At 29.7% G+C, this 19,904-nt stretch carries 21 protein-coding genes and 1 pseudogene; all 22 read left to right on the top strand.

The window, feature by feature from the left end; genetic code table 11:
• Positions 1 to 4 precede the first annotated feature (4 nt).
• The 22 genes and pseudogenes from fliG to ACRC28_RS00945 all read left to right on the top strand — a co-directional run bounded on the left by fliG (position 5) and on the right by ACRC28_RS00945 (position 19,794).
• The gene (gene fliG / locus ACRC28_RS01050; RefSeq protein WP_438541602.1) at positions 5 to 1,021 is read left to right on the top strand and encodes a flagellar motor switch protein FliG; all 1,017 of its coding nucleotides are present in this window, start codon (positions 5 to 7) and stop codon (positions 1,019 to 1,021) included.
• Positions 1,005 to 1,727, top strand: a complete 723-nt coding sequence (locus ACRC28_RS01045) for a hypothetical protein (protein ID WP_438541601.1) — start codon at positions 1,005 to 1,007, stop codon at positions 1,725 to 1,727. The genes fliG and ACRC28_RS01045 overlap by 17 nt, the downstream gene beginning before the upstream one ends.
• 3 nt (positions 1,728 to 1,730) lie before the next feature.
• Positions 1,731 to 3,035, top strand: a complete 1,305-nt coding sequence (gene fliI, locus ACRC28_RS01040; protein ID WP_438541599.1) for a flagellar protein export ATPase FliI — start codon at positions 1,731 to 1,733, stop codon at positions 3,033 to 3,035.
• Positions 3,036 to 3,048: 13 nt separating this feature from the next.
• Positions 3,049 to 3,495 (top strand): flagellar FliJ family protein, encoded by a 447-nt coding sequence (locus ACRC28_RS01035; protein ID WP_438541598.1) that lies wholly within the window; start codon positions 3,049 to 3,051, stop codon positions 3,493 to 3,495.
• Between the two features lie 8 nt (positions 3,496 to 3,503).
• Positions 3,504 to 4,925: a flagellar hook-length control protein FliK gene (fliK, locus tag ACRC28_RS01030; RefSeq protein WP_438541597.1), complete on the top strand. Its 1,422-nt coding sequence runs from the start codon at positions 3,504 to 3,506 to the stop codon at positions 4,923 to 4,925.
• Between the two features lie 12 nt (positions 4,926 to 4,937).
• Complete coding sequence (locus tag ACRC28_RS01025) at positions 4,938 to 5,642, top strand: flagellar hook assembly protein FlgD (protein ID WP_438541596.1); 705 nt, start codon at positions 4,938 to 4,940, stop codon at positions 5,640 to 5,642.
• A gap of 28 nt (positions 5,643 to 5,670) precedes the next feature.
• Positions 5,671 to 6,051, top strand: a complete 381-nt coding sequence (locus tag ACRC28_RS01020) for a TIGR02530 family flagellar biosynthesis protein (protein ID WP_438541595.1) — start codon at positions 5,671 to 5,673, stop codon at positions 6,049 to 6,051.
• 77 nt (positions 6,052 to 6,128) lie between these two features.
• A pseudogene (locus ACRC28_RS01015) lies at positions 6,129 to 6,621 on the top strand (flagellar hook-basal body complex protein); the annotation flags it as partial.
• Positions 6,609 to 8,753 carry a flagellar hook-basal body complex protein gene (locus tag ACRC28_RS01010; RefSeq protein WP_438541614.1) on the top strand — a complete coding sequence of 715 codons (2,145 nt, stop codon included), beginning with the start codon at positions 6,609 to 6,611 and terminating at the stop codon, positions 8,751 to 8,753. The pseudogene ACRC28_RS01015 and the gene ACRC28_RS01010, both read left to right, overlap by 13 nt.
• A gap of 69 nt (positions 8,754 to 8,822) precedes the next feature.
• Complete coding sequence (locus ACRC28_RS01005; protein WP_438541594.1) at positions 8,823 to 9,014, top strand: flagellar FlbD family protein; 192 nt, start codon at positions 8,823 to 8,825, stop codon at positions 9,012 to 9,014.
• A gap of 12 nt (positions 9,015 to 9,026) precedes the next feature.
• Entirely contained in the window at positions 9,027 to 9,830 is an 804-nt protein-coding gene (locus ACRC28_RS01000) for a motility protein A (RefSeq protein WP_438541593.1), read from the top strand.
• Between the two features lie 2 nt (positions 9,831 to 9,832).
• Complete coding sequence (locus ACRC28_RS00995; RefSeq protein WP_438541592.1) at positions 9,833 to 10,579, top strand: OmpA family protein; 747 nt, start codon at positions 9,833 to 9,835, stop codon at positions 10,577 to 10,579.
• Positions 10,579 to 11,025, top strand: a complete 447-nt coding sequence (locus ACRC28_RS00990) for a flagellar basal body-associated FliL family protein (protein WP_438541591.1) — start codon at positions 10,579 to 10,581, stop codon at positions 11,023 to 11,025. Before ACRC28_RS00995 ends, ACRC28_RS00990 begins: the two co-directional genes overlap by 1 nt.
• 12 nt (positions 11,026 to 11,037) lie before the next feature.
• The gene (locus ACRC28_RS00985) at positions 11,038 to 11,427 is read left to right on the top strand and encodes a flagellar biosynthetic protein FliO (protein WP_438541590.1); all 390 of its coding nucleotides are present in this window, start codon (positions 11,038 to 11,040) and stop codon (positions 11,425 to 11,427) included.
• Positions 11,420 to 12,196, top strand: coding sequence for a flagellar type III secretion system pore protein FliP (fliP, locus tag ACRC28_RS00980; RefSeq protein WP_438541589.1), 777 nt, complete (start codon positions 11,420 to 11,422; stop codon positions 12,194 to 12,196). Before ACRC28_RS00985 ends, fliP begins: the two co-directional genes overlap by 8 nt.
• 17 nt (positions 12,197 to 12,213) lie before the next feature.
• Positions 12,214 to 12,483 carry a flagellar biosynthesis protein FliQ gene (gene fliQ, locus ACRC28_RS00975; RefSeq protein ID WP_438541588.1) on the top strand — a complete coding sequence of 90 codons (270 nt, stop codon included), beginning with the start codon at positions 12,214 to 12,216 and terminating at the stop codon, positions 12,481 to 12,483.
• 9 nt (positions 12,484 to 12,492) lie between these two features.
• Positions 12,493 to 14,328 carry a fused FliR family export protein/FlhB family type III secretion system protein gene (locus ACRC28_RS00970; protein ID WP_438541587.1) on the top strand — a complete coding sequence of 612 codons (1,836 nt, stop codon included), beginning with the start codon at positions 12,493 to 12,495 and terminating at the stop codon, positions 14,326 to 14,328.
• Positions 14,329 to 14,350: 22 nt separating this feature from the next.
• Positions 14,351 to 16,417 carry a flagellar biosynthesis protein FlhA gene (flhA, locus tag ACRC28_RS00965; RefSeq protein WP_438541586.1) on the top strand — a complete coding sequence of 689 codons (2,067 nt, stop codon included), beginning with the start codon at positions 14,351 to 14,353 and terminating at the stop codon, positions 16,415 to 16,417.
• Complete coding sequence (gene flhF / locus ACRC28_RS00960; RefSeq protein WP_438541585.1) at positions 16,418 to 17,599, top strand: flagellar biosynthesis protein FlhF; 1,182 nt, start codon at positions 16,418 to 16,420, stop codon at positions 17,597 to 17,599.
• Complete coding sequence (locus ACRC28_RS00955) at positions 17,596 to 18,432, top strand: MinD/ParA family protein (RefSeq protein WP_438541584.1); 837 nt, start codon at positions 17,596 to 17,598, stop codon at positions 18,430 to 18,432. Before flhF ends, ACRC28_RS00955 begins: the two co-directional genes overlap by 4 nt.
• Positions 18,433 to 18,441: 9 nt before the next feature.
• Positions 18,442 to 19,047 (top strand): flagellar brake protein, encoded by a 606-nt coding sequence (locus tag ACRC28_RS00950; RefSeq protein ID WP_438541583.1) that lies wholly within the window; start codon positions 18,442 to 18,444, stop codon positions 19,045 to 19,047.
• A 15-nt stretch (positions 19,048 to 19,062) separates the two neighbouring features.
• Positions 19,063 to 19,794 (top strand): FliA/WhiG family RNA polymerase sigma factor, encoded by a 732-nt coding sequence (locus ACRC28_RS00945; RefSeq protein WP_438541582.1) that lies wholly within the window; start codon positions 19,063 to 19,065, stop codon positions 19,792 to 19,794.
• The last annotated feature ends 110 nt before the right edge of the window (positions 19,795 to 19,904 follow it).

Raw genomic sequence — 19,904 nt, 5'->3', positions numbered from 1 at the left:
AAAAGTGGCTAGAGACAAAAATAAAATTACGGGAACACAAAAAGCTGCCCTTTTATTTATAAGCCTAGGGCCAGAAGTATCATCTAATATATTAAAGAAACTTCCAGAAGGTGATATACAAAAGATAACTTATGAAATAGCAAATATAACAAGTGTAAGTTCAGAAGAGAGAAGTGAAATTCTAAATGAGTTTATTCAAATGAATAAGGCACGTGATTATGTGCTAGAAGGTGGAATGGATTATGCAAAGGAGCTTTTATCTAAAGCCTTAGGAACTCAAAGAGCTATGGAGATATTAGAAACAGTATCAGAGGCAACAGCTCAATATAGACCATTTAAGATAGCAAGAAAGGCAGATGCACATCAACTTTTAAATGTTATTATCTCAGAGCATCCGCAAACTATTGCACTTATACTTTGTTATCTTCAAGCTGATAAGGCAGCACAAGTTTTATCAGATTTGCCTGATGATGTTCAAAGTGAGGTAGCTTTTAGAATTGCAACTATGAATAATACATCACCTATGGTTATAAAGGAAATTGAAAAGGTTCTTGAAAGTAAGTTGTCTTCAGTTGTAAGAACAGAAATGACAACTCTTGGAGGAGTAGATACCCTTGTAGATATTTTAAATCAAGTAGATAGAACAACTGAAAGAAATATTACAGAAGGGCTTGAAGGGGAAGATCCAGAGCTTGCAGATAAGGTTAAAAGCTCTATGTTTGTATTTGAGGATATTATTACTCTTGATGATGTATGTATTCAGAAAGTTCTTAGACAAGTTGAAAGTAAAGAACTTGCACTTGCGCTTAAAGGATGTTCTGAGGAAGTTGCAGAGAAGATTTACAAGAATCAGTCAAAGAGAGCTGCGGCTGCATTAAAAGAGGATATGGAATTCTTAGGGCCAGTTAGACTTATGGATGTTGAAAAAGTTCAACAAAAGATTGTTGGTATTATAAGAAGACTTGAAGAAACAGGAGAAATTATTATATCAAGAGGTGGCGAAGATGCAATTATCCTCTAATGTAACTAAAAGCTTTTATGCAAAAAAAGGTGTTAAAAAAGAAATAGCTACAAGATATTCAAAATTTGGTGAAGAAGAAAATATAGATGATGTAACTGATATAAAAGAAGTTAATAAATGGGTTATAGAAGAGGGATATCGTGAAAAAGAAAAAATAATAAAAGAGGCTATGGAAAAAGCTATTTCTATAGAAGAAGAAGCTTATAAAAAGGGATATACCCAAGGATATTCTAATGGAATGGAAGATGGGGAAAGAGAAAGAGAAGAGATATTAAAAAATGCAGTAGAAGAAAAAGAAAAGATGGTATCTGAGGCTATAGAAATAATCAAAAAAGCAAACATTGATTATAGAAATTATTTAAAAGAAAAAGAAGAAGATATAAAAGATTTAGCTTTTTTAATAGCTGAAAAAATCTTAAATAAGAAAATAGAAGATGATGAATATTTAATAGAAATGGTAAACCTTGCTTTAGAAGAAGCTAGAGGAGAAAAAACTGTTTTAATAAAGTGTAATAAAGAGAATATAAATATATTAGAACCTTTAATTTCTAAATGGAAATTAACCTTAGGTATTAAAGAAGGAATTTTCATTATAGAAGAAGAGGTAGACAAAGGAAAGATAATAATAGAAAAAGAAACCGGAACTATAAGTATTTCTACTGAAGAAGGCCTTGAAAAAATTAGAAAAGAACTTTTAGGAAGGTAAGATATGATTAATATTGATTTTGAAAGTTTAAAGGGAAAAGCATTAGAGGTTAATCCTATTTTTGTTACAGGAGTTGTAAAAAAGGTTATTGGATTAACTATTGAAGTAAAAGGAATAAGAGCCTTTGTAGGAGAAAAATGTATTATCTATAATGAAAGAAATAAAGAAATCCCAGCTGAGGTTGTGGGATTTAAGAGTAATTATGTAATCTTAATGCCTCTTGGGGAGCTTAGTGGAATATCACCAGGCTGCAAGGTTATTAAAACTGAAAAGCCACTGAATGTAAAATGTTCTGAAGATTTACTTGGGAAAATTTTAGATGGACTTGGAAATCCATTATCTAAGGAAGAAATAAAAGGAAAAGCTTATTCTTTAGAAAATGAACCACCAGACCCTCTAAAAAGAAAAAGAATAAAGGAGATTCTAGAAACAGGAGTGAGAGCTATAGATGGTTTTCTAACTTGTGGAGAAGGACAAAGAATTGGAATATTTGCAGGAAGTGGAGTTGGTAAATCTACAACTCTTGGAATGATTGCAAGAGAAGCTAAAGCAGATGTAAATGTAATAGCACTTATAGGAGAGAGGGGACGTGAGGTTCTAGAGTTTATAGAAAAGGACCTTGGCCCTGAAGGAATGAAAAAAACTGTAGTAGTTTGTGCAACCTCTGATAAGCCAGCTCTTATAAGAATAAAGGGGGCACTTACTGCAACAGCAATAGCAGAATATTTCAGAGATGAGGGGAAAAAGGTTATCTTAATGATGGACTCAGTTACAAGATTTGCAATGGCTCAAAGAGAAGTAGGACTTGCAATTGGAGAACCTCCAGCTCAGAAAGGATATACTCCATCAGTTTTTGCAATGCTTCCAAAGCTTATGGAAAGAGCAGGAACATCAGATAAAGGTTCAATTACAGCTTTTTATACAGTCTTAGTTGATGGAGATGATTTTAATGAACCTATAGCAGATACAGTTAGAGGTATTCTAGATGGCCATATAGTTTTATCAAGAAGCTTAGCCCATAAAAATCATTATCCTGCAATTGATATTTTAAACAGTGTAAGTAGACTTATGTCTCAAATTGCAACTGATGACCATAAAAAAGCAGCATCAATAGGAAGAGAGCTTTTAGCTTCTTATAAAGAAGCTGAAGATTTGATAAATATAGGGGCATATGTAAAGGGTTCTAATAAAAAGGTAGATATGGCAATTAATTATCATGATTATTTAGAAAGTTTCTTAAAACAAGGAATAGAAGAAAAATCAAATTTTAACCAAAGTATAGATAATTTAATCCATTCATTAAATTAAGGAGATTAGGAATTTGGGTAAAGAAGTATATAAATTTAAACTTCAAAAGCTTTTAGATATACGAATAGAAAGAGAAGAAGAAGAAAAAAGGCTTTTTAGAGAAGAGATGAACCTTTTAAACAAAGAAAAAGAAGAATTAAGAAAAGTTAAAAGTGACATAAAAACTTATAGTGGCGTAAAAAAAGATGAAGATTTAATATATCAAAAAATAAAAAGAAACTATTTAATGGCACTAGAAATAAAAGAAAAAGAAAAAGAAAAAAACGTAAAGATAAAAGAAAAAGAAGTTCAGTTTAGAAGAATTAACTTAATCCAAAAGGGTATGGATAGAAAAACCGTAGAAAAGCTTAAAGAAAAAGAAAAGGAAAAGTTTTTTAAAGAAATTGACAGAAGGGAAGCTATAGAAAATGATGAATTTGCCTTATATAGCTTTTTAAGAAATACTCTTGAAAGGAGGTGAGAAAAGAATTGATAAATAAAATAAATTTAAAGACGGACATAGAAATGTATAAGCCTACAGAAGAAAAAAAGAGTAGTGAAAAATTCACAGATTTTATAGAACGAGAAAGAGAACTTCTAAGAAAAAATGAAAGTGAATTTATGGAATATAAGAAAGAAGATTTTGAGAAGGAAATACATGTAGATAAAGATGGTGCTATAAAGAAGGATAAAGTAATGCCAGAAATTTCTGAAGAGGTTGAAGGTGTAGATTTAAAAGATGATGAAATATTAAAAATATTTAATGTTTTAGAGAATCTTTTAAATATGATAAATCCATTAAAAGATAGTGCTTTAAAATTAAATGAAGTAAGTTTAGAAATAAAAGATACTAACTTAGAGTTAGGATTAGTAAATGAATCTTTAACAAAGCTTATTCATTCTTTAGAAGGTCTAACTTCTATAAAAATTGAAGACTTAAAAGCTATGTTAAAAGAAGAAAATGGTTTTAAAGAACTTTTAGAAAAATTAAAGCCTATAAGAGAAGAAAATGGAAAAGAAATTTTAAAAGCTTTTAAAAATTTAGAACAAGCCATAACAGAAGAATTTAAAAATACAGTAGGAAAAGATGAAGTTAAAATATTAGAAAAACTTTTAGGAGCTAATAATGAATTTAAAAAATCTTTAGATGGATTAATAAAAATAGACAAAGAGTTTAAAGATAAAGGTATTTTATTAAAGGATGTAATAGGGAATTTAGAAAATATTTTAATAAAAACAGATGATAAAGAGGGTAATGAGAATTTTAATGAGAACTTAAATAAAAAGCCTTTTGATTTTTTAGTAGAAAATAAGAAGGAAGAAAAAGTAGTAGTAGAAAAAGAAGTTGAGGCATTAGGAAAGCTAGTACAAGTGGACGAAGAGAAAGAAGAAAAAGTACTTGGAAAAATACTAGAAGTAGATGACGAAAAAATATCAAGTACAAGCTTTAATAAAAGATTAGAAGCCTTAAATAAAGAAGAAAAGATAAATGATGGCCCAATTCTTAGAAAAAGTAATATAAATACTGATTTAGTTAGAAGTATTAAGTTTATAAATAGAGAAAGCTTAAAGGAATTAACTGTAAAGGTATATCCAAGAGATTTAGGTGAGATTGTAATTAGTGTTTTAAAAGAAGATGAAGTAATGAAAGCTACTGTAAAAGCTAATTTAAAAGAAACTTACAACTTAATATCTCAAAATGTTTCTGAAATTAAAAAGCTTTTAGAAGAGAATGGACTTAAAGTTTCAGACTTAGATATTGCACTTAATGAAGATACTACATTTTTTAATGGAAGAGATTCAGAAGAAAAGAGAAAAGAAGAGTTTAAAGAAGGAAAAAATATTTTCTTTGAAGAAGATGAAGTAGAAATTGAAGAAAAAAATAATGATATTGTAAATATTTTAGCTTAGAGGTGATTGTAAATGTCAAGCGATATGAATGTAAGAAATAATGCATATAGTAGTGGAGCACGTGCAACTGATAGAGGAACAAGGATTGTAAAAGCTGGAGAAGATATGGACAAAAATGCTTTTTTAAATATTTTAGCAGCAGAACTTGCAAATCAAGACCCTACACAAGACATAGATTCAACTCAATATGTTACTCAAATGGCACAGTTTGCTTCAATGGAACAAATGACAAACTTAAATGACACAATGACAAAATATGCAAACCAAGATTTAGTTGGTAAAGGTGTAACTATGAATGTGTTAGATAATGATGGAAAGCCTTATACAGGAGTTGTAAAAGGAGTAACTACAAATTCAGCCGGAACAACTGTTTCAGTAGAAGTTGTTGAAGGGGGTAAAAACGTTTATAAAGATTTCAGAAAAGAAGATATCTTAACTGTTTTAGACGTACCTGATTATTCACTTCCTGTAATAAATAATATGAATGGTAACATGTCATTTTTAGTTGCCTCTTCATTTATAGGGAAAGATGTTGAATTAAGTGAACAAGACGAAGAAAAGAATAACTTAAAAGGAAATGTTAAAGGTGTTTTCAAGGATGATGGAGTAGTAAAGGTTCGTGTACTTTTAGAATCTGGGGAAATAAAGGAATATACTTACGATAAAATAGTAAAGGTTGGAGACTTTACTTCTATAAAGCCTGAAGATGGAGAATAAAAGATAGATTAAAAAGGCGTGATATTTTATGGGGTATAGAATGATTAATGGGATTGCTGTTAATACTTTAGAGTTTGGAAATAACACTATTAATCATAAACAAAAGGAAAGTTTAAAAAATGAATGTTTTAAAAAGGTTTTAGATAAACAACTAGAAAAAAGAAATTATATAATTTCAAAACATGCTGAAGATAGACTTAAGATGAGTAATTTAAATGAACAGGATATGAAAAACATAGAAAAAGGTTTTAAAATTGCTGAAGATAAAGGCTCAAAAAATTCTCTTATGTTATATAAGGATTTAGCACTTATTACAAGTATAGAAAATAGAACTGTAATAACAGCAATTCAAAGAGATAGAGCTAAAGAAAATATTTATACAAATATAGATAGTGTAGTAGTTTTATAGGCTGGACCAAAGTATAGGAAGCCTATCCTATGGAGCGATGGAAGTAGGAAAACTATAATATAGGGGGAATAAAGATTATGTTAAGATCTATGTATTCAGGAATTAGTGGAATGAAAGTAAACCAAGTTAAGCTTGATGTTATTGGAAACAATATATCAAACGTTGGAACAACAGCATTTAAATCATCAAGAGCAAGATTTTCAGATATGCTAAGACAAAATGTTTCAGATGCAATGGCACCATCTTCAAATGTAGGAGGGAAAAATGCATCTCAAGTAGGACTTGGAGTTCAACTTGCAAGTATAGATACTGTTATGACTCAAGGGATGATGCAACCAACAGGAAGAAGCTTAGACGTTGCAATTGATGGAGATGGATTCTTTATGGTAAGTAAAGGACCAACAGTTTTTGGAAATGAATTAAGTGTAAGTCATACACCAGGAAGCCATACGTTAACACAAACAGGTGGGGCATCTAATGACATTATGTACTCAAGAGACGGTTCTTTTATATTAGATAGAGAGGGAAATCTTTTAACAGGAGACGGATTTAGAGTTATGGGTTATGCCGTAACTAATGATAATAATGGAGAGCCAGCAACATCAAAAACACCAACTCCAGTTTCAGCTGCAGGATTAAATGTAAGATTTGGACCAGGGTCACAATTAAATGGGTTTAAGATTGTACTTGGAAATATAGGACCTGGAACTGTAACAACATTAGATGTAGATAAGGCTTCAAAACAATTAGTTTTAAATGGAGATTTTTCATCAGGAAGTTCTATAAATATAGAACAAATTGAACTTGCTATAAATAAAGGACTTGCAGGAGCAGGGATATCACAAGCTGTAAGTGTTTCAGGAAAGCCAATTTTAATAGATAAATTAAGTTCACCTGGTATAGAAGGTGGAGCAGAAAATACACCACCTGCTGATATAAGCTTAGCTGGAGCTACAATTTCTTTTGGTGAAGGAAGTGAATTAAATGGATATAACTTTGTTATGAAGCACGATAAAGATATGACTATAGATTCGCCTTCAGTATCTTTAAATGGAAATACAATAGAGATAACTACAAATCTTTTAGAAGGAAATATAAAAGATAAAAACTTAGAAAATCTTCAAGAAAAGATAAATGATACCTTAAAGGCAAGTGGAATAAAGCAAAGTGTAAAGCTTAAAGGAACTATAAATAGTATAAGAAATGCAAATGGAACTTTAGAAGGTGGAGCAAATTCAGTAAATCCAACATTAGATCCTTCAGGAAATTGGGCAAATACAGGGCTTACAATAAGTGTTGGTGGAACGAGTGCTTACAACGATTATGAATTTAACGTTAAAGTTGTAGCTGATACAGCGCAAGACTTAAAGGTAACAAGAAGTGGTAAAAAAGTTGATGTTGTAGTTGGTAAGGGCAAGGCAGTAACAGAAGCTGATTTAAAAGAAAAAATTAAAAAGGCTTTAGGAAATGATTACGATGAAAAAATGCTTACAATAACAGGAACTTTAAATACTTCAACAGAAATTACAGAAACTATGAAAGTTAAAAATGATGGTAAAAAAGCAGTAGCACCAAAGTCAGTAGAAGTTGGGAAGTTAAAATTTGAATTCCCAGAAGGTGACGCTTTTAATGATTATAAAATTCAAGTTGGAACTATAGATGAAGATGTAGAAGATAAAGATATGGTAAAGCTTGATGCAGCTACTAAAACTATAACTATTAGTGGAAACTTTGCTGAAGGAAAAGTAGATTCGGACAAAATTGAAGAGTTAATAAGAAAAGTTACTGGTAATGACAAGATAAATGTTAGTGGAGGACCTGGAAGATTAGATTTAAGTTCCTTTGAATCAGAAGAGGTTGATGGAGGAACAGATTTAAAAGCTCCAGGAAATACTTCAGTTTATGGAATGGATATTAGCTTTACAGCAGGAGCAAGCTTGAATGGTTATAAAATACAAGTTGGAAAAATAAATGAGGGAAAAACTGAAGCAGTTTTAGATAAAAAGAATAAAACTATCTTTATAAATGGTGATTTTACATCAGGAAACTTAGGTGATAAAGAAGTTCAAAAAGCAATAAATAAAGCTCTTGGAGCAGCTGGTATTGAACAAACTGTAACAGTAAATGGAGCACCTCTTACAGTAGGAGCTTACGAATCGACTGAAATAACAGGAGGGACACCAGTACAAAGTTTAGACCAAAATGGAAATCTTAATTTTGTTGATGGAGGAGGAGAACTTAAAGCTTATGATGGAGAATTAAAATCTTTAAAAATTCCAGATAAGGTAAGAGTGCCAGGACCAACACCAGGAGAAGATGTAGAGCTTAGAGTTAAAACATACTCAATAGATAAAAATGGAATAATTACAGGAGTTTTAGAAGATGGTAGAGTTGCAGCCTTAGGTCAAATTGCAATGGCTAGCTTTAAAAATCCAGAAGGTTTAACAAGTATGGGAGGAAATCTTTACTCAGGTTCTGTAAACTCAGGTGATGCAATTATTAAAAGTGGTATAGGAACTTTAGGTGAAGATAACAGTAAAGGCTATGGAGATAACCTTCAAGGAATGCTTGAAATGTCAAATGTAGATTTAGCAGAGCAGTTTACAGAAATGATTGTAACAACAAGAGCCTTCCAAGCAAGTGGAAAAATGATTACAACAGGTGATGAAGTTCTTCAAGATATTATTAACTTAAAGAGATAATTTTAAAAATACTTAGAGAGGATTTTATCCTCTCTAAGATGTAAAAATATAATAGATAGGAGAATTTTTATGATTGATGTAACAGGTATGAATAATAAAGAATTTGTTTTAAATGCAGATCATATAGAAAAAATAGAGGAAGTGCCAGAAACAATAATAACCTTAACTAATGGTAAAAAGTATATTGTCCTAGAAAGTGTAAATGAAGTAGTAGAAGAAGTTATTAAATATAAAAATAGGATAGTTACATACAGAGTTTAAGGGGGAATTTTTATGAAAAAGTCAGATGCTTTAACTAGTATAGGATTAGTAGTTGGAATGGGATTATTGTTATGGGCAATGGGAAGTGGAAGTAGTCTTCTTTTATTTTGGGATGTACCATCTGTAGCGATAACTGTTGGAGGTTCTTTTTGTGCAGTACTTATAACAATAGAAAATGCTGACTTAAAAAGGATGATTAGTGTTTTAATGCAAGCATTTAGAAATAATGGAACTTCTAAGAGAGAAATAATTTCACAATTTGCAGACCTTTCAAAAAGAGCAAGAAGAGAAGGACTGCTTTCTTTAGAAGATGAAATTTCTAAAATAGAAGATGATTTCTTAAAAAAGGGATTACAAATGGTAGTTGATGGTATTGAACCTGAGACTATACAAGAAATTTTAGAACTTGAAATAGAAGAGATGGAAGGAAGACATAAAAATGGGTCAAATCTTTTTCAAACATGGGGAGCTTTTGCACCAGCCTTTGGTATGATAGGAACTTTAATAGGTCTTATTCAAATGCTTGCAAACTTAACAGATTCTTCAACTATAGCAAGTGGAATGGGTAAAGCATTAATAACAACATTTTATGGAACACTTTTAGCAAACTTAATGTGTATACCAATAGCTTCAAACTTAGATAAAAAGACAGCCATAGAAGTTTCATTAAGAGAAATGATGGTAGAAGGAGTTTTATCTATACAATCAGGTGTAAATCCAAGAATAGTAGAAGAAAAGCTTTCAACATACCTTACACCTAAAGAAAGATTAGAGTATTTAAATGACAATATGGAAAGTAGTGAAGGAGTTGTTTAAATATGGGGAGAAAAGGGAAAAAGAAAAAAGAAGTATCACGGATGAAAGGTGATGAATGGCTTGGAACCTATTCAGACTGTATAACCTTACTTTTAACATTTTTTATTCTTTTATATTCAATGTCAACAGTTGATGAAGAAAAATTTCAACAATTATCAAAGGCATTTAATCAAATGTTAGTTGGAAGAGTTGGAGAATCAGTTCTTCAATATAATCTTTATAATGGAGAAGTTCCTGTAATTGGTGGAGAAGAAAATGGCGATATCGATGGAGATAGCATAGTAGAGTCTTCAAATTCTATGTATGATGAAGTAAAAAAATTCTCAGTAGCTAATAATTTAGAAGATGTAGTAGAAATAACAGAAGATGAAAGAGGAGTAATACTTCAACTTAGAGATAGCATTTTATTTGAATCAGGACAAGCAGTGTTAAAAAAAGATAGTAGAGATGTATTAAATAAACTTACAAAGTTAATAGAAAAAATGCCAAATTCTATAGTTATAGAAGGCCATACAGATAATGTACCGATTAAAACAATGCAGTATAAAAATAACTGGGAATTATCGACTGCAAGAGCACTATCTGTAGTATCTTACTTTATTGAAGAAAAAAAGCTTAATCCATCTAGGTTTAGTGCATCAGGACATGGTGAATATAGACCGATAGTAGGAAATACATCTGAAGAAAATAAAGCTAAAAATAGAAGAGTAAATATTTTAATTGTTGCAGAAGGAAAGGAGGATAAGTAATGGCTAAAAAAGAAGAAAAACCCAAAAAAAGCAAAGCGGTCTTATTTGTGGTTTTAGGTCTTGTAATACTGGGAATTGCAAGTTTTGGGGGAGCTTACATTTGGATGAAATCTAAAGAAAATCCAGAAGAAAAAGTTATAGTACAAGCATATCAAGAACTAGGTGAATTTATGGTTAACCTTGATGATGATGATAGAAGTAGATATTTAAAAATAAAGTTAGCAATAGGATATGATAAAGACAAAAAGGGGTCTGAGGAATTTCTTACAGGGAATAATGTTGCATTGAGGGATTCTGCTATCTTTTACTTAAAAGGAAAAAAAGCAAAGGACTTTAGGGCAGAAAATGAAAAAGCATTAAAAAAAGGATTAAAAGAAAGTCTTAATAGTGCAATAGAGGAACCACTTATATTAGATGTGTATATGAATGATATCATAGTGCAGTAAGGAAGAGGATTTATGGAAGTAACAATAATGTTTTTAAAGCTAATAGTTTCGTTAATAATAGTTTTAGGCTTAATGGGCATAACTTTTAAATTAGCAAATAGTAGCGTTAAAAAAATAAATAAAGATAAATATATAAAAGTTATAGAAAAAACACAGATAGGAAAAGATACCTCTCTTATGGTAGTTAAAGTTGGTGAAGAAGGCTTTTTAATGAGTGTTTCAAGTGGGAAAACTGAAAAGCTTAAAGAACTTAAAAAAGAAGAAATTGAAAAACTTGAAAAAGAAAAGAAAGAAAACGAAGAAAAAATAGATGGGTACTATTTTTTAGTAGTAGATAAATTTAAAAATGGTATAAACGCTTTAAAAGAAAGTAAAAAGGCAAAGGAAAAAGAAAATGGGTAAAAAGAGAAAAATATTTTTAATAGGAATAATTACGGTAATCTGCTTTATATTAATTCCAGAAATAATATCAAATGCAGTGCCAAATAAAGTAGAAGTTCCAGATTTAAGTATATCCTTTGGAGAAAAAAATGGAGGAGCGGAATATGTAGATAATATAAAAATGTTTATATTTTTTACAATGCTTGCAGTACTGCCATCATTAATAATAATGGTAACTTCATTTACTAGAATTGCAGTAGTATTTTCATTTTTAAAAACTGCAATGGGAGCACAACAATCAATACCAAGCCAAGTGCTTGTTGGACTAGCTTTATTTTTAACAATATTTATTATGAGTCCTGTTTATACAGAAATTAATGATAAAGCATTAAAGCCTTATAGTGAAGAAAAGATTAGTCAGGAAAAAGCAATAGAACTTGGGGTAAAGCCTTTAAAGGATTTTATGTTGAAGCAAACAAGGCAAAAGGATTTAGAACTTTTTATTGAAACATCTAAATTGAATAAAGATGAAATAACAAAGGAGAATATTCCAATAACAGTAATAATACCAGCATTTGCAATTAGTGAATTGAAAACAGCATTTCAGATAGGATTTTTAATATTCTTGCCATTCTTAATAATAGATATGGTTGTTGCCTGTGTTTTAATGTCTATGGGAATGTTTATGCTACCACCAGTTATGGTATCTATACCATTTAAGTTATTACTTTTTGTAATGGTAGATGGGTGGTATCTAATGGTCAGGTCGTTAATACTTAGCTTTGGATAAGAGGAGAGTGAGAAGATATGAGTGAAAGTTTTGTAATAGGAATTGTTACAGATGCAATAAAAACAGCATTTAAAATGGGAGGACCTATTCTTTTAGTTGCTATGGTAGTAGGTCTTTTAATAAGTATTCTTCAAGCTACAACGCAAATACAAGAACAAACATTAACCTTTGTTCCTAAATTACTTGCAGTAGCTGGGGTTGGATTATTTTTAGGAAGCTTTATGCTTCATACTTTAATGGGATTTACAGAGAGAATATTTGAGTTAATTATAAAGATTTCAGTGTAGGAGATATTTATGGTAGATACAGTATATTTTCTAGCACTTACTTTAATTTTTATAAGAATAACAGCATTATTTTTAACATTTAATATTCTTTTCCCTAAGGGAACACCTTATATATTAAAGGGAGCACTCTCTTTAGTAATTTCTTTGTCTATAATAAATGGAATTGATTATAGAGTGATTGCAGAAATTAATGGTACATTTCCTTTATGGTTTGCCCTTTTAAGTGAGGTAATGACAGGAATTATTATAGGGTTTTTAGTAAATTGTATATTTTCTTTTATTAAAATGGCAGGAGCATTTATAGATATGCAAGCAGGGCTTTCAATGGTTTCAATGATGGATCCTGCAACAAATATGAATGCTACATTAATTTCAAACCTCCTTTATATGATAAGTATAGCAATATTTTTTATTGTAGATGGACATCATTTACTTTTACGATTGTTAATCGATAGCTTTAGAATTATTCCTCTTGGTGAAACTATAGTTTATGGTGAAACTATGATGGAAATATTTAAAACAGTATCAGAATTATTCTTAATTGGAGTAAAAATAGCATTACCATTTTTAATAATAATATTTATAACAGACCTATGCTTAGCCCTAGTATCAAGAGCAGTACCGGCTATAAATGTTATGATTTTAGGAATGCCAGTAAAAATAACAGTAGCATTAATAACATTTGTTGTAGCACTTCCTATAACAATAAAAATAATAATAAATGTAATAAATAATATACCAAACATATTTGAAGACATTTTTACATTAGTATCAGTAGCACCAATAGTATTTATAGCAAGTGAAGAAAAAACAGAAGAAGCTACACCAAAAAAGAAAAGTGAAGCTAGGAAAAAGGGGCAAATTGCAAGAAGTAAGGACATAGGACTTGCAGCAGCAATGCTTGTAAGCACACTTTTAATTATTACTGTTGGAGGAATGATAGCTAGTAATTTAAAAAATATAGTTTTTTACTTTCTTACAGAAGGAATGCTTTTAGAAGTTAATAGCTTAAGTTTAAAGGGAATAACATTAAATATTTTAATTAAAATAGCTTTATGTGTATTACCAATTGCCATCCCAATGATGGTTACAGGAATAGTAGCAAGTCTTGGGCAAACAGGTTTCAGTACAAATAAAGAAGCATTAAAAGTTAAATTTAGTAAGTTAAATCCTATAAATGGATTTAAAAATATGTTTTCAAAAAGAAGTGCAGTTGACTTAGTAAAAAACTTAACTGTAGTTTCAATAGTTATATTTATAGGATATACCTATATAACGGATAATTATGAAAGTTTACTTCAAATATCAAATTTAAAAATGGATAGTATAGGAAGTGAAGTTCAAAATTTAATAGTGGGAATTTTTCTTCAAATTACATTAATACTTATAGTTCTTGCTGGGATAGATTATTTTATTCAATTTAAGTTTCATCAAAAAGACTTAAAAATGAGTAAACAAGAAATTAAAGAAGAATATAAGCAAATGGAAGGAGATCCACAAATAAAAGGGAAGATAAAGCAAAAGCAAAGAGAAATGGCAACAAAAAGAATGATGAGTGCAGTTGGGGATGCAACTGTTATTATTACAAACCCAACGCATATAGCAATAGCTATTAAATACGATGAAAATAGTGAACAGGCTCCTATTGTTATTGGAAAGGGAGCAGATAATATTGCACTTAAGATAAAAGAAATAGCAAAAGAAAACAATATTCCCATAATGGAAAATAAGAGCCTTGCAAGACTTATATATGAAACTATTGATATAGATAAAGAAATTACTGTAGATTTATATGAAGCTGTTGCAGAAATACTTGCTATGGTATATAAGCTTAAGAATAAATAATACTTTATGAGAGGATGAGAAAATGGCAACACTAAATAAAAAATTTGATTTAAAAAATAATATGGACATTTTAGTTGCCTTTGGGGTTATTGGAATAGTTCTTATGATAATTATTCCACTACCTAAAAGTGTTTTAGATGTACTTTTAGCATTAAATATAACTATGTCAGTAGTAGTTATAATGATTACTATGTTTACTACTCATGTACTTCAGTTATCTATTTTTCCAACATTACTGTTAGTTACAACTCTTTTTAGACTTGGACTTAATATATCATCAACAAGACTTATATTAAGTGAAGCGGATGCAGGAAAGATAATAGAAGCCTTTGGAGAGTTTGTTATTGGTGGAAACTATGTAGTTGGAATAATTATATTTCTTATAATTATTATAATTCAGTTTGTAGTTATAACAAATGGAGCTGGAAGGGTATCAGAAGTATCAGCAAGATTTACCCTTGATGCAATGCCAGGAAAACAAATGAGTATTGATGCTGATTTGAATTCAGGACTTATTGATGAAGAAATGGCAAAAAAAAGAAGAAATGATTTGCAATCAGAAGCAGACTTTTATGGTTCTATGGATGGAGCATCAAAGTTTGTAAAGGGAGATGCAATAGCAGGAATAATTATAACAGTCATAAATATTTTAGCAGGAATAGTTATAGGAGTTATGCAAAAAGATATGGCAGTAGGTGATGCAGCAGCCCTTTATACAAGGCTAACTGTAGGGGATGGACTTGTAAGTCAGGTTCCTGCACTTTTAATATCAACAGCTTCAGGTATTCTTGTAACTAGATCTGGAAATGCAGAAAACTTTGGTAAAACTATAAGTAAGCAGCTTACAGCATTCCCAGTAGCACTTGGAATTGCAAGTATTGTAATGTTTGCATTAGCTATAGTTCCTGATATGCCAGGAATGCCATTTTTCTTAGCATCAGCAGCAACAGGAAGTGCATGTTACTTGCTTATAAAAGATGAGAAAAGAAAAGAAGAGCTTCAAATGATTTCAGAAGAAGAAGAGTATGAGGAAGTTTTAAATACTGAACCTGAAAATGTAATGAGCTTAATTTCAGTTGAACCAATGGAGGTTGAAATTGGTTATGGACTTATTCCTTTAGCAGATGAAGGAACAGGAGGGGACTTACTTCAAAGAATAGCATCAGTTAGAAGACAATGTGCTATTGAGATGGGGATAGTAGTACAACCTATTAGAATCAGAGATAATCTTCAACTTAAAACAAATGAGTATGAGATAAAAATAAGAGGAACAGTAGTTTCAAGGTCAGAACTTATGCCAAATATGCTTCTTTCTATGGACCCAACAGGAGAATGTTCTGAAATAAGAGGAATAAAAACAATAGAACCAACTTTTTCTCTTCCAGCGGTTTGGATAAATACAGACCAAAGAGAAGAAGCAGAAATAAAAGGATTTACAGTAGTAGATCCAATAACTGTTATGGTAACTCACTTAACAGAAACAATAAAGGCTCATTCCTTTGAACTTTTAGGTAGACAGGAAGTAAAGCTTATAGTTGATAATGCTAGAGAAAAATATAGTGCTGTAGTAGAAGAACTTATACCAGATCTTTTAACTATTGGAGAACTTCAAAAGGTTCTGCAAAATCTTTTAAGAGAAAAAGTTCCTATAAAGGATATGGTTACAATAATGGAATCCTTAGCAGATAACTCAAGAAATACAAAGGATATAGAAGTTTTAACAGAGTATGTAAGATTTTCACTAGGAAGAACTATTTGCAATCAATTAATAGATGAAGATAGAAGAATTGTTGTTGTAACTTTAAATCCAGAAATAGAAGAGTTTATTTCGAATAATCTTCAAAAATCAATTCAAGGTTCATTCCCAGCAATTGATCCTGATACAACAACTAGAATATTTAATGGTGTCCGAGATACTGTTGAAGGAGTTTATTTTAACAATAATCAACCTATAATATTAGTTTCACCAAACATAAGACCAGGCTTTAGAAAACTTATAGAAATGGTATTTCCACATGTAATGGTACTTTCTTTAAATGAAATACCAAATGATGTAGAAATAAGAACAGAAGGAGTTGTAAATATATAGATGATAATAAAAAAATATGTAGTATCTAATATGAATGAGGCTCTAATTTTAATAAGAAATGAATTAGGTAAAGAAGCTGTAATTATTACTCAAAGAAAGGTCAGAAGAAAAGGAATTAGTGGATTTATAAAACCTAAGCTTATAGAAGTTACAGCTGCAATTGAAAATTCCAAAAAGATAAGAAATACAAAAGAATTAGAAGAGAAAAAAGAAGAAAATGAGCAGGTAGCAATAGAAGCATCTATAAATAGTATAAAAAAATTAATGGATAACGAGATATCAAAGAAAAAAGAAAAAAAGAAAGATATAGAAGAAAAAATAGAAAATAAAAAGGTCGAAGAAAAAAAGAATACAGAAGTCCAAGATTTAAAGACAGAAATATTAAATATCAAAAATTTCTTAAATCAAACTTTAGGTGAAAAAGAAGAGAAAGACTATCTAAAAGAATTTTTAGAAACTTTCGATATAGATATTAAATATTATGATGAATTTAAAGAAGAGGTTATTAATATAAATAATAAAGAGGAAACAAAAGAAAAAATAAAAGAAAAATTGATAAAAGATATAAATATAAGTGAAGATAAAGAGATTAAAGGAAAAGTAGTTCTTGTAGGACCAACAGGAGTTGGAAAAACAACAACTATAGCAAAACTTGCAGGAAAGCTTTCTCTAAAAGAAGGAAAAAGAGTAGGTCTTATAACTGTAGATACTTATAGAATAGGTGCTGTTGACCAACTGAAAATTTATGCTGAAATTATGGATATACAGTTTAAAGTAGTTATAAATGGGGATGAAATGGAAGAGGCTATAAAGGCTATGGAAGATTTAGATGTAGTTCTTATAGATTCAACAGGAAGAAGCAGTAAAAACATAATGCAAATAAGAGAGCTTAAAAATCTTTTAAGTAAAGCAAATGGAGATAAAACTTATTTAGTATTAAGTAGTACAACTAAAAATAAAGATTTAGAAAACATAATAGAAAGTTATAATACATTTGATTATGACAAAGTGATAGTGACAAAATTAGATGAAACTACAAGTTATGGAGCTTTATATAATATCCAAAAGGAAAGCGAAAAGGAAATTGAACTTTTAACCTTAGGGCAAAACGTTCCAGAAGATATTATAAATGCATCTAAAGAAAAACTTATAGATTTAATAATGTTAGAGGAAAGTATATGATAGACCAAGCAGAAAAATTACGAATGTTAGCAAGAAGAAAAGAAACAAGAATAATTACTGTAGCTTCGGGAAAAGGTGGAGTTGGAAAAAGCAATTTTATAGTTAACCTAGGAATTTCCTTAAAGGAAAAGGGGAAGAAGGTTCTTATATTTGATGCAGATATTGGAATGGGAAATGTAGATGTTTTAATGGGGGTTTATTCAAAGAAAAATATTTTTGATGTAATACAAGGGGAATCCATTGAAGATGTAATAGAAGAAGGAACTTTAGGAGTTAAGCTTTTATCTGCAGGTTCAAGAGTTCAAAGTATGAATGAAATAACAAATGAGGAAAGAAGAGAATTTCTTGAAAAACTTAATTTAGTAGAGCATTTTGATTTTATATTAATTGATCTTGGTGCAGGAATAAATAAAACTTCACTAGAATTTATAAGAGCTGCAGAAGAGCTTATAATAATTACAACACCAGAGCCCACAGCATTAACAGATGCCTATTCATTATTAAAGGTAGGGGAACACTTTAATGTGAAAAATAAAATAAAAGTAATTATAAATAGAGTTGAAGATAGTAAAGAAGGACTTGTGATTTATAGCAAATTTAAAACAGTAGTTATGAAATTTTTAAATTTAAATATAGAATATTTAGGATGTATCTACGAAGATAAAAAACTTTTAGAAAGTGTAAAAATACAAAAGCCTGTTTTGGTAAATTATCCAAACAGTAAGGTTTCAAAAAATATAGAAGAAATTAGTTGCAGGATTTTAAGAGAAGAATATGTAGGAAAAGAAAAGGGGAAGAATATTTTTTCTAGAATATTTAATATGTTTTCGTAGAGGTGAATTATGGTAAATGACAAAATAAAGCTTAACACTTTAATTGAAATAGAAGAAGAAGATAAAAAATATCAATGTAGAGTATTAGATATAGATGAAGAAACAATAAGTATTGATATACCAGTATGTGGACATGAGTATTTATTTTTAAATAAGGGAGATAAATTTGAAGTTTCTTATTTAGTAGAAAATGAATGTTATTATACAGGGGAATGTACAATTATAAAAAGATATAGAAGTAATATGTATTTATATTTGTTAACTAGACCTAGAAAGATAAAGAAAATTCAAAGAAGAAGTTTTGTAAGGGCAAAAACATTAGATACAATTCATTATAGAAAAGAAGTTGATCCATCATGGAGAGAAGGGGTTATGCTAGATTTAAGTGGTGGTGGAATGAGAGCCTGCTTAAAGGATGAATTTGAATGTGGAGAAAATGTAAAAATAAAAATAAGAGAAGAGTACGAAGAAATAATAGTTGAGGGTACTGTTGTAAGAAGCGAAGAAACTGAAAATATTTATGGTGTACAATTTAATGAAATCGATGAAAGAAAAAGGGACAAACTAGTAAAAAAGGTATTTACAATAATGATAAGAGAGAGAAAGAGAATTTAAATGAGGTGAGAGGTTATGGAAACCTTAGAAAAAAAAGCTATACAAAAACATATAGTTGAAGAATATATTCCACTTGTAAAATATATAGCATCTAGAGTTTCAATAGGAAGAAATAAAGCTATTGAATATGATGATTTAGTTGGATATGGAATGATAGGCCTTATAGATGCCATTAAAAAATATGATGAAAATAAGGGAATGAAATTTTCATCATATGCATCTTTAAGAATAAAGGGATCTATGATAGATGAATTAAGAAAGCACAGACCTATATCAAAGGGGGCTATGGACAAGCTTAAAAGATATAATGAAGGTGTTGAATATTTACAAAGTAAACTTCTTAGAGAACCTACAATAGAGGAGATTTGTAAATATTTAAAAATGGAAAGTGATGAAATAGTTAAAATAGAGGGATACATTAATATTTTAGCTGTAGTTTCATTAGACAATGTAATATTAGGTGATGAAGAAGACATGACTATAATGAGCACTATTGAAGATAAAAACACAAAAACTCCAGAGGAACAGTATTTAGATGGGGAGTTAAATGAAGTTTTAAAGGAATCAATAGAAGGCTTAAAAGAAAAAGATAAAATAATCTTAAATCTTTATTATTATGAAGAACTTAATTTAAAAGAAATTGGAAAAATTCTAGATATATCAGAATCAAGAGTGTGTCAAATACATAGTAGAGCACTAAGAAATTTAAAAGAAATCATAAAGAAGAAGTTTGAGGTGAAGGTGTAAAAGTGATTATATTAATTCTACTAGGAATTATATTGATAATTTTAAATATAGATAAACTAAAAAATGAAGATAAAAATGAAAATGAATTCTCAAAAATAATTTTAGAAAAA

This window comes from Clostridium sp. (assembly GCF_051650885.1).
In the GTDB taxonomy this organism is placed as follows: Bacteria; Bacillota; Clostridia; order Clostridiales; family Clostridiaceae; genus Clostridium.
This window is presented reverse-complemented; position numbering and strand designations above follow the sequence as displayed.